We start from the raw sequence: 9118 nt of genomic DNA, 5'->3' as shown, positions 1-9118 counted from the left end.
TTCCTACCTCCATGTGTTGTTTTCTTGGTCGAAAATATTTTAACATGGGTCTGGAAGATGACCTATTTTTTTATACCTTTTTACACAATTATAAGGACGTTATCCTTCTAATCAGATGTGAGAACCTCTAGCGTCTGATTAGGTACTGTATTTCACCTGCTAATCAAATGTGAGGACCTCTTACGTTCGACTAGGCACGGAATTTCATCTGCTAATCAAATATGAGAACCTCTTACGTTCGATCAGGTCTTGAATTTCATCTTCTCATCAGATGTGAGAACATCTTCCGTTCGATCAGGTTTTGAATTTCATCTTCTCATCAGATATGAGAACCTCTTACGTTCGATTAGGCACGGAATTTCAGCCGCTAATCAAATGTGAGAACTTCTTCCGTTCGACTAGGTTCTGAGCTTCATTTTCTAATTAGATATAAGAACCTCTACTTTCGACTAGCCACCGAATTCTCACCTCTCATTGCATGTATGATTACCTAAAGTTAGTTTACCCATTAGAACCTATCTTCAAATCGCACAAAAAATCGCACAAATGCTCTGGAATATGCCGAAATACCTATGCCAACTCCTCCTTTTCTCATATTTTTGAAAAAACTTTAAAAAGTCTCTTGACATATCATGTTAATTATCTTAATCTTAATTCTAATAATTTAATTAATTCAAGCGTTGATGAAGAGTAGTAATTTATCGGGACTCTAAGAGAGCTGGTGGTTGGTGCGAACCAGTGTGCTTCCAATAAATGAATGGACTTCTGAGCTTCCAAACCGAACTCTGTTAGGCAGTAGGCTTTGGCGATTACGTCTTATCGTTATATGAGACAGGTATTAAGCATGATTGCTTGATGCTGTTAAAGTGAGCTTTTACAGCTTATAAAGGTGGCACCACGGTCCCTCGTCCTTTTTTGGATGGGGGACCTTTTTGATTTTATAGAAAAAATTCAAATACAATAAATCGTGGAGTAAGAGTAGTAGGCAATCCGGAAAAACGTTAAAGAGAGCTGGTGATGGTGGAAATCCAGTACGTGGCCGGTTGTTGAATGGACTTACGAGAGGTTTTCTGAACAAGCTTGCACTGATTGCAGTAGGAAAACACGGGTTTCCGCCGTTATACGGATAGGATATCGAAGGAAGTACGTCATATTCCTTCTGTATCTGAAAAAGATGAAAAGATATTTCTTTTCAAAGAGAGGTGGCACCACGGTCGCAAACGTCCTCTATAAACACTTATGTTGTGTTTGTAGAGGGCGTTTTTATTTTACCAATTTTAAAGGAGTGAAAAATTTGACCTCAACGGCTCTGACTTATCAGTATGTGAAACTCGACGCAGAAGGCAAGACACCGATTCATGTTTTTGAAAATCTTTCAGGAACGAAAAAATTCCTGCTGGAAAGTACTTTCTCCCATGAGAAAAAGGGGAAGTTTTCCTTCTTGGGTATGAACCCATATCAAGAAGTAATTGGGCAGTCTGGTGAAACGACAATTCATCATTTGGAAAAAGGTGAAACAGAGAAGAAGGATATCCATGTGCTCCATTATTTAAAAAAACATCTTCCCAAAATGGAGACACATCTGCCGGTACCCTTTTTTGGAGGAGCAGTTGGATATGTAGGCTATGATGCCATCCGGGACTTTGAGGATATTGGCGGTCCGCTTCCCGACGAACTGCAATTGCCGGAAATTCATTTCATGCTTTTTAAAGACATCATCGTGTTTGATCATGCGAAAGAGGCAATTTACCTTATCGCAGTAAATCCGAATGGTGCACCTGATTCGAATTTAGACAATCGTGTCCAGGAATTGAAAGAGGTAGTGACAACTGAATCCTCATTATCAGTAGGAATGGAACATGCAGAATTTCTGCCACAGGAAGCGGAAGAGAGTTTCAAAGAAAAGGTGGCCAAAGCCAAGGAGTATATCGAGAAAGGTGAAGTGCTACAAGTTGTACTTTCCCAGAGGCTCACTGCTCAAATCAAAAATAAGCCAGATTTCCCGTTTTCCTTTTACAAGAGCTTAAGGGAGAGCAACCCATCGCCTTACATGTTTTACGTGGATTTCCAAGATTACAAGTTGCTAGGAGCTTCTCCAGAAAGCCTGCTCCAAGTGGTGGACAGAGAGGTTACAACTAATCCAATTGCAGGAACCAGGCCACGTGGAAACAGGGTGGAAGAAGATTTGAAGCTCGAAGCTGAATTACTGGCCGATGAAAAAGAACTTGCCGAACATGAGATGCTGGTCGAACTCAGTAAAGAAGATCTTGCTCGAGTTTGTGAAGAGGACAGTATCCAGGTCCCCACTGATATGGTCATTGAAAAATATCAACATGTCATGCATATCGTATCTGAGGTGAAAGGAAGATTACGGGAAGATTTATCAAGTATTGATGCTCTCATTTCCTGCCTCCCAGCAGGAACGGTATCTGGCGCTCCAAGACTTCGGGCGATGCAGATCATTAATGAACTGGAAGATAAAATGCGCGGACCTTATGGTGGAGGAATTGGCTATATCAATTACAACGGAGATTTGAATATGGCGTTGACGATCCGTTCCTTGTTCGTTAAAGGGGAGACAGCTTATCTGCAAGCGGGTGCTGGGATTGTCAGTGAGTCCGACCCAAGTAAGGAATATGAGGAAACATTGCATAAAGCACGTTCGTTGCTTGAAGCGGCATATGTTTCACAGTAGTAAGAAGAGAATTTAGATGAGAAGAGATGAGAAAGGGGCAAGAAAAATGAAATTTTATCTGAAAAAGTTGATGAATAAAGAGAATTTGACGTTGGAAGAAATGAAGCAGGCTGCAAGAGCATGTTTTACCGGGAATGTGTCACAAGCGGAAATTGCCGGTTTCCTTATTGCACTTCAGGCAAAAGGGGAGACTGCAGAAGAAATTACGGGGCTAGCGGAAGTCATACGTGAGAAATCTTCCTTCCATATGGAAAGGGACTTTGCTGCAATTGATAATTGTGGAACAGGAGGTGACCAATCTTATAGCTTTAATGTGAGCACAACATCAGCCTTTGTCATGGCCGGTGCGGGGCTGAAGGTGGCAAAGCATGGTAACCGGAGCATCTCCAGTAAGACTGGAAGTGCAGATGTGCTTGAGCAATTAGGTGTTTCACTATCTTTCTCAAAAGAACACGTGACTGAAATGATTCATGAAAATAACATTGCATTTTTATTTGCACCACATGTCCATGAAGCGTTGAAGCCATTCTCCGTCGTGCGGAAACATCTTGGAGTGCCGACAATCTTTAACATGATTGGTCCACTGACCAACCCAATCCAACTAGACAGCCAGCTTGTTGGTGTTTATCGAAAAGATTTGCTCCTAAAAGTTGCAGAATCACTGCAAAAACTTGGACGCCGTCGTGCCGTTGCTGTAACTGGAGCTGGTTCTTTGGACGAAGCATCTTTAGCAGGAGAGAATCACCTCGTCATCCTTGAAAACGGGGAGCTGACCAAAATGACGCTACATCCGGAGGAAGTTGGATTGCCGGTTTTTCCAAACGAAGCAATCCGCGGTGGAGATTCAAAGCAAAATGCAGAAATTCTCCTTTCCGTGTTACAAGGAAAAGAAGGTCCCTATTTAGATACCGTCCTTTTAAATGCTGGTCTGGGCATTTTTACGAGTGGCAAAGCTGTTTCCATTGAGGAAGGCATTTCTCTTGCAAGGGAAAGCATTAAATCTGGTGCTGCTCTGGATAAATTAGAACGCTTGATTGATTTCAGTAAAAAAATTCCTAGTGAGGTGTACTAATATGACAATTTTAGATAAAATTATTGCCCAAAAAAGAAAAGAACTTGTTGAGCTGATTAATCTTCCGTTGTTGAAGGAGGTGGAAAAGCCTGTCCCTACATTTAAGGAGCAGGTTGCTTCTTCCTCAAATATGAGCATTATTGCAGAAATAAAACGAGCTTCCCCTTCAAAAGGGGCAATTGACTTAACTGTTGATCCAATTGAACAAGCAAAGACTTATGAAGGAAATGGGGCAGCTGCCATTTCAGTTTTGACGGATGAAACATTTTTTAATGGCTCATTAAACGATTTGCATGCAGTTCGAAAGGCAGTGGATCTTCCAGTTTTATGTAAAGACTTTATCATTGATACACTGCAAATCGACCATGCACGTGCGGCAGGAGCGACAATTATCTTACTGATTGTTGCGGCTCTGGATGATGAAAAACTAAAAGAATTGTATGATTATGCAACAAATCTTGGCCTGGAGGTGCTCGTAGAAGTGCATGATGAAGTGGAAATGGAGCGCGCACTGGCTATCCAGCCCGAGATTATCGGTATTAATAATCGCAATTTGAAAACTTTTGAAGTGAATCTCGCGACGACCGAGAAACTTGCTTCGTATATCACAAATCCCAACACGATTTTGATTAGTGAAAGTGGCATGCGCGTAAGACAGGATGTTGAGAGAGTAGGTAAGGTGGGAGCCGAAGCAATCCTTGTTGGTGAAACACTCATGCGATCAGACGATTTAAATGCAACTTTTAGTGAAATGCAAATCCCTCTATCAAAAGGCAGTGAGCAACATGCTCGTTAAAATATGTGGCATTACGACGAGGGAAGCAGCCATTGCTGCAGTGGAAGCTGGTGCTGATTTTATCGGTTTTGTTTTTGCCGAGAGTAAACGGAAAATTACTCCGGCAAAAGCAGCTGAAATTGCTAAAAACGTACCTGTTTCTGTCAAAAAAGTCGGAGTGTTTGTAAATGAAAAACCTCTTGTCATGCGTGAAATTGCAAGTGAAGTCGGATTGGATTTCATTCAATTACATGGAGATGAATCTTCGGTCACTGCTGAAAGTTTACCGGTGGAAATCATCAAAGCTCTTCCGGCAGAGAAGCAGTTATTGGCCCAACACGATGATTACCCTTGCGATTATCTTTTAGTTGATACGCCGAGTAAAAGTGTTCGTGGTGGGACTGGTAAGACGTTCGACTGGGACGTACTCAATGAATGGAAAACGAACAAGAAACTAATCCTAGCTGGTGGACTTACTCCGGAAAATGTTCAGCAAGCAATTAAAAAGGTAAAACCAGTTGGTGTGGATGTATCCAGCGGAGTGGAGACGGACGGAAAGAAGGACATAGAAAAAATAAGACAGTTTATTAAACGAGCAAAGGAAAGGGAGGACGAGAAGCATGAAAACATACACCATGCCCAATTCACAAGGTAAATACGGGGAATTTGGAGGGCGGTTCGTTCCAGAATTATTAATGCCAGCAGTACTGCAATTGGAGAAAGCTTATCAAGAGGCAAAGGAGGATCCTGAATTTATTAAAGAACTAGATTACTATTTGAAGCAATATGTTGGTCGGGAAACTCCATTATATTTTGCCGAGCGGCTTACGGAAAAAGCTGGCGGTGCGAAGATTTATTTGAAACGTGAAGATTTGAATCATACCGGAGCACATAAGATTAACAATACGATTGGGCAGGCCTTGCTTACGGTCCGGATGGGGAAGAAAAAAGTGGTTGCAGAAACTGGTGCTGGACAGCATGGAGTTGCGACAGCGACGGTTTGTGCACTGCTTGGACTCGAATGTATCGTCTTTATGGGGGAGGAGGATATAAGGAGGCAGGCGCTAAATGTGCAGCGAATGGAATTGCTCGGTGCAGAGGTTCGCGGTGTGACTCAAGGTAGCGGGACTCTGAAGGATGCAGTGAACGAAGCGTTACGATACTGGGTAAATCATGTCGAAGATACCCACTATATTATCGGATCGGTAGTCGGACCACATCCGTTTCCGCAAATTGTTCGGGACTTTCAAGCGGTGATCGGTTTGGAAACGAAAAAACAAATCCTTCAGCAGGAGGGGAAACTTCCTGAGACAGTTGTAGCTTGTGTCGGTGGTGGAAGTAATGCAATGGGAATGTTTTATCCATTTATTGAAGAATACGATGTTTCGTTGATTGGAGTTGAAGCTGGTGGTAAAGGCATTAAAACAGGTCAGCATGCGGCAACACTTTCAGCCGGAAAAGTTGGCGTTTTGCACGGTACATTAACACATCTTTTACAAGATGAGCATGGGCAAATCGAAGAGGCCTTCTCCATCTCTGCCGGACTTGATTATCCAGGAGTTGGACCTGAACATAGTCATCTCCATAAGATTAACAGAGTGGCCTATACGTCAGTCACGGATGAAGAAGCATTAGAGGCTTTTCAATTGCTGTCACGTACAGAAGGAATCATTCCGGCACTGGAAAGTTCACATGCTGTAGCTCATGCGATGAAACTGGCTCAAAAAATGGCTGCCGATGAGACGATTGTCGTTTGCTTATCGGGACGTGGCGATAAGGATCTTTAGAAAAGTGGAAAATGAAAGGGAGGAAATAACATGGGAAGAGCTAAACTGGAACTAGTCTTGCAGCAAAAGCTTGCAGCAGGAGAAAAGATATTTTCGCCATTTATGACAGCTGGTGACGGGGGACTTGATGTATTGGAGGAAAGAATCCGATTCTTTGAGGAGAATGGAGCTTCTGTCATTGAACTCGGTATTCCATTTTCCGATCCTGTCGCAGATGGCCCAACGATACAGGAAGCAGGGATTCGGGCGTTAAAACAAGGAACAAACCTTCAAGCTGTGTTGGATATTTTACAAGAAACGAAAGATCGTCGTTCCATTCCGATTGTGATCATGACTTACATTAATCCGATTTTAGCATTTGGTGTGGAACAGTTTGCACTGAAATGTGAGCAGGCAGGAGTGGATGGGGTAATCATTCCGGATTTATCGATGGAGGAAGAAGACATTATTTCTCCAGCACTGCAAAAACATGATCTTGCTTTTATTAGGTTGGCTGCTATGACGAGTCCAAAAGAGCGTTTAATTGAATTAGCCAAGCGTTCAGAAGGGTTTCTTTATGCCGTGGCTGTGACTGGGACGACTGGTGCTAGGGAAAAACATGACTCCCATGTTACCACGTATTTGCAAGATTTAAAGACTTATAGTCGTGTTCCGGTGTTGGCGGGATTTGGAGTGTCAACAAGTAAACAGGCAAGAGAGCTTAGCGAACATTGTGATGGAGTAATCGTCGGAAGTAAAATCGTTCAGCTCTTGCATGAAGGAAAGTTGGATGAAATAAAGCGGTTAATAGAGGGGAGCAGGAAAGCGGGGAGCTTGTCCTGACATATCTCATTTTCGTTGTGTAGACCTTCTTGGAGATGATATATTATAGTGGAACATTCAGACATATTAGATAAGTATCATCAATTAAAGGAGGTGTAACATTGTCTAAAGCAGTAATCTTAGATGGTTATACGTTAAACCCTGGAGATCTCGATTGGAAGCCACTTCAGGAATTAGCAGATTTCGAGATTTATGACCGTACAACTTATTCCATAGAAGAAGCACCTCTCATTATTGAACGGGCGAAAGATGCTGAAGTCATTTTAACGAATAAAACACCACTGACGAAAGAAATTCTTGACGAACTTCCGATGTTGAAATATATCGGTGTGCTTGCGACAGGTTACAATGTGGTCGATGTGGAAGCTGCTAAAGAAAGAAATATTACAGTAACGAATATTCCAAGTTATGGGACGGATACGGTCGCTCAAGCTGCGATAGCTTTACTGTTAGAACTTTGTCATCGTACGGGAGACCATAGTAACGCCGTAAAGAATGGGGAATGGACGAACAGCCCTGACTTCTGTTTCTGGAATCATCCAATCATTGAACTATCAGGTAAGACAATGGGCATTATCGGATATGGGCAAATAGGGCAAACGACTTCCCGTATTGCTCAAGCATTTGGCATGAAAGTGCTAGCGTACAATCGTACCCGAGAAAAAGTCATCGAAACGGAAAGTGTACGCTATGCAACACTTGAAGAACTATATCGTGAAGCAGATGTGATTATGCTGCATTGTCCATTGACAGAGGAAAATGAAGGTTTCATTAATAAAGAGTCTATTGAACAAATGAAAGATAGTGTCCTCATCGTTAATAATGCTCGTGGTGCTCTTATCAATGAAGCGGACCTTGCTGATGCATTAAATCGAGGGAAAGTTGCAGGAGCAGGTCTTGATGTGGTATCAGAAGAACCGATATCAGAGGATAACCCGCTCCTAAAAGCAAAAAATTGCATCATCACTCCACATATAGCTTGGGCAAGTCTAGAAGCAAGGCAGCGGCTGCTGGATATTGCTGTTGAAAATTTAAGCAAATATTTGGAGGGAAATCCTATAAACGTTGTGAATCAGTAAATGGATACAAATAATCCCCTTTTAATCAGTTGAGAAGGGGATTCTCTCATTCCGCACTTTCAGGCTTCATTTGCTTCTCTACGCTTCTCATTACTCGCCAAATATTAAAGATAGAATAGCCTAGCATTAATATGCCTGGAATGATAAGGCAGAGTATGATGCCTTGAGGGGATTGAAGAAAACTTACAGCATAACCAACCATGGGGATCGTTATCCCTGTATACAAGCCAACAATATTTTCAGCCAGTACTGGATTTCTGTCTATCGCATTATTATTATCACCTTTTGTCGTGTATAGAACATTGTTATCAGTTTGATTCACCTCGGTGATCCGGTGGGTAATCAGCGTATTTTGATCTTCCAAGAATGTGATGACGTCACCTGGTATTAGACTATTCTTTTCTTCTTCTGTTACGGATTCAATGATAATAATCGAACCAGTTTGAATACCCGGTTCCATTGAGCCGGATAGGACGGTCTTTATTTGGTAACCAAAAAGTTCTGGTTTTCCTCCTGAGAGAGCTGTGGAAATGACAAGTAATCCTACGGTGATCAATGCAGTATAAAATAATACTGAAAGTATTGAACTCAACCACTTAAATACTCTACGCATAATCATTTTTCTTCATCCTCCTCATCTTTAGGCATGTTTTCTTCTTCATCTTCTAAATTCTCTTCCGTTACCATCTCACTATCATCTCCTGATTCCCATACTCCAATCTCAATGGAGCTTTCAACGACTTTAGTTTCCTTAATATAAGCAACAGTCGGTGAGGATACGTATGTAATAGAGAGGAGGAGTAGATAAAAAACAGCAGCTGTCTTTAACAATGTTTGAAATAATGTTTTCGCATATCTTATCCTCATTTATAAAACCGCCTTTCAACC

Annotated in this window: 9 protein-coding genes and 2 other annotated features; of the genes, 7 read left to right on the top strand and 2 right to left on the bottom strand. The window is 41.9% G+C overall.

The window, feature by feature from the left end:
* The first annotated feature begins 671 nt into the window (after window positions 1-671).
* Window positions 672-916: a binding site (T-box leader), on the top strand.
* A 43-nt stretch (window positions 917-959) separates the two neighbouring features.
* Window positions 960-1231, top strand: a binding site (T-box leader).
* Between the two features lie 63 nt (window positions 1232-1294).
* The 7 genes from trpE (at window position 1295) to ACFSBH_RS17990 (ending at window position 8230) form a co-directional block, all read left to right on the top strand.
* Entirely contained in the window at window positions 1295-2695 is a 1401-nt protein-coding gene (trpE, locus tag ACFSBH_RS18020; RefSeq protein ID WP_251515051.1) for an anthranilate synthase component I, read from the top strand.
* A 46-nt stretch (window positions 2696-2741) separates the two neighbouring features.
* Window positions 2742-3767, top strand: coding sequence for an anthranilate phosphoribosyltransferase (gene trpD / locus ACFSBH_RS18015; RefSeq protein WP_379598939.1), 1026 nt, complete (start codon window positions 2742-2744; stop codon window positions 3765-3767).
* 1 nt (window position 3768) lies between these two features.
* Window positions 3769-4563 (top strand): indole-3-glycerol phosphate synthase TrpC, encoded by a 795-nt coding sequence (gene trpC, locus ACFSBH_RS18010; RefSeq protein ID WP_251515054.1) that lies wholly within the window; start codon window positions 3769-3771, stop codon window positions 4561-4563.
* A complete protein-coding gene (locus ACFSBH_RS18005) occupies window positions 4553-5197 on the top strand; it encodes a phosphoribosylanthranilate isomerase (RefSeq protein WP_251515055.1) in 645 nt (214 codons plus the stop codon). The genes trpC and ACFSBH_RS18005 overlap by 11 nt, the downstream gene beginning before the upstream one ends.
* Window positions 5163-6329 (top strand): tryptophan synthase subunit beta, encoded by a 1167-nt coding sequence (trpB, locus tag ACFSBH_RS18000; protein ID WP_251515056.1) that lies wholly within the window; start codon window positions 5163-5165, stop codon window positions 6327-6329. Before ACFSBH_RS18005 ends, trpB begins: the two co-directional genes overlap by 35 nt.
* Window positions 6330-6359: 30 nt before the next feature.
* Window positions 6360-7151 (top strand): tryptophan synthase subunit alpha, encoded by a 792-nt coding sequence (gene trpA, locus ACFSBH_RS17995; protein ID WP_251515057.1) that lies wholly within the window; start codon window positions 6360-6362, stop codon window positions 7149-7151.
* Between the two features lie 101 nt (window positions 7152-7252).
* Entirely contained in the window at window positions 7253-8230 is a 978-nt protein-coding gene (locus tag ACFSBH_RS17990) for a D-2-hydroxyacid dehydrogenase (protein ID WP_251515060.1), read from the top strand.
* 46 nt (window positions 8231-8276) lie between these two features.
* Here the strand turns inward: ACFSBH_RS17990 and sipW are convergent, their stop codons facing one another.
* Together sipW and ACFSBH_RS17980 are read right to left on the bottom strand one after the other, a co-directional pair.
* Complete coding sequence (gene sipW / locus ACFSBH_RS17985; protein WP_251515063.1) at window positions 8277-8849, bottom strand: signal peptidase I SipW; 573 nt, start codon at window positions 8847-8849, stop codon at window positions 8277-8279.
* Complete coding sequence (locus ACFSBH_RS17980; protein WP_251515067.1) at window positions 8846-9097, bottom strand: hypothetical protein; 252 nt, start codon at window positions 9095-9097, stop codon at window positions 8846-8848. The genes sipW and ACFSBH_RS17980 overlap by 4 nt, the downstream gene beginning before the upstream one ends.
* Window positions 9098-9118: the final 21 nt, after the last annotated feature.

Source organism: Oceanobacillus luteolus (assembly GCF_042678205.1).
Taxonomy (GTDB): Bacteria; Bacillota; Bacilli; order Bacillales; family Amphibacillaceae; genus Oceanobacillus; species Oceanobacillus luteolus.
This window is presented reverse-complemented; position numbering and strand designations above follow the sequence as displayed.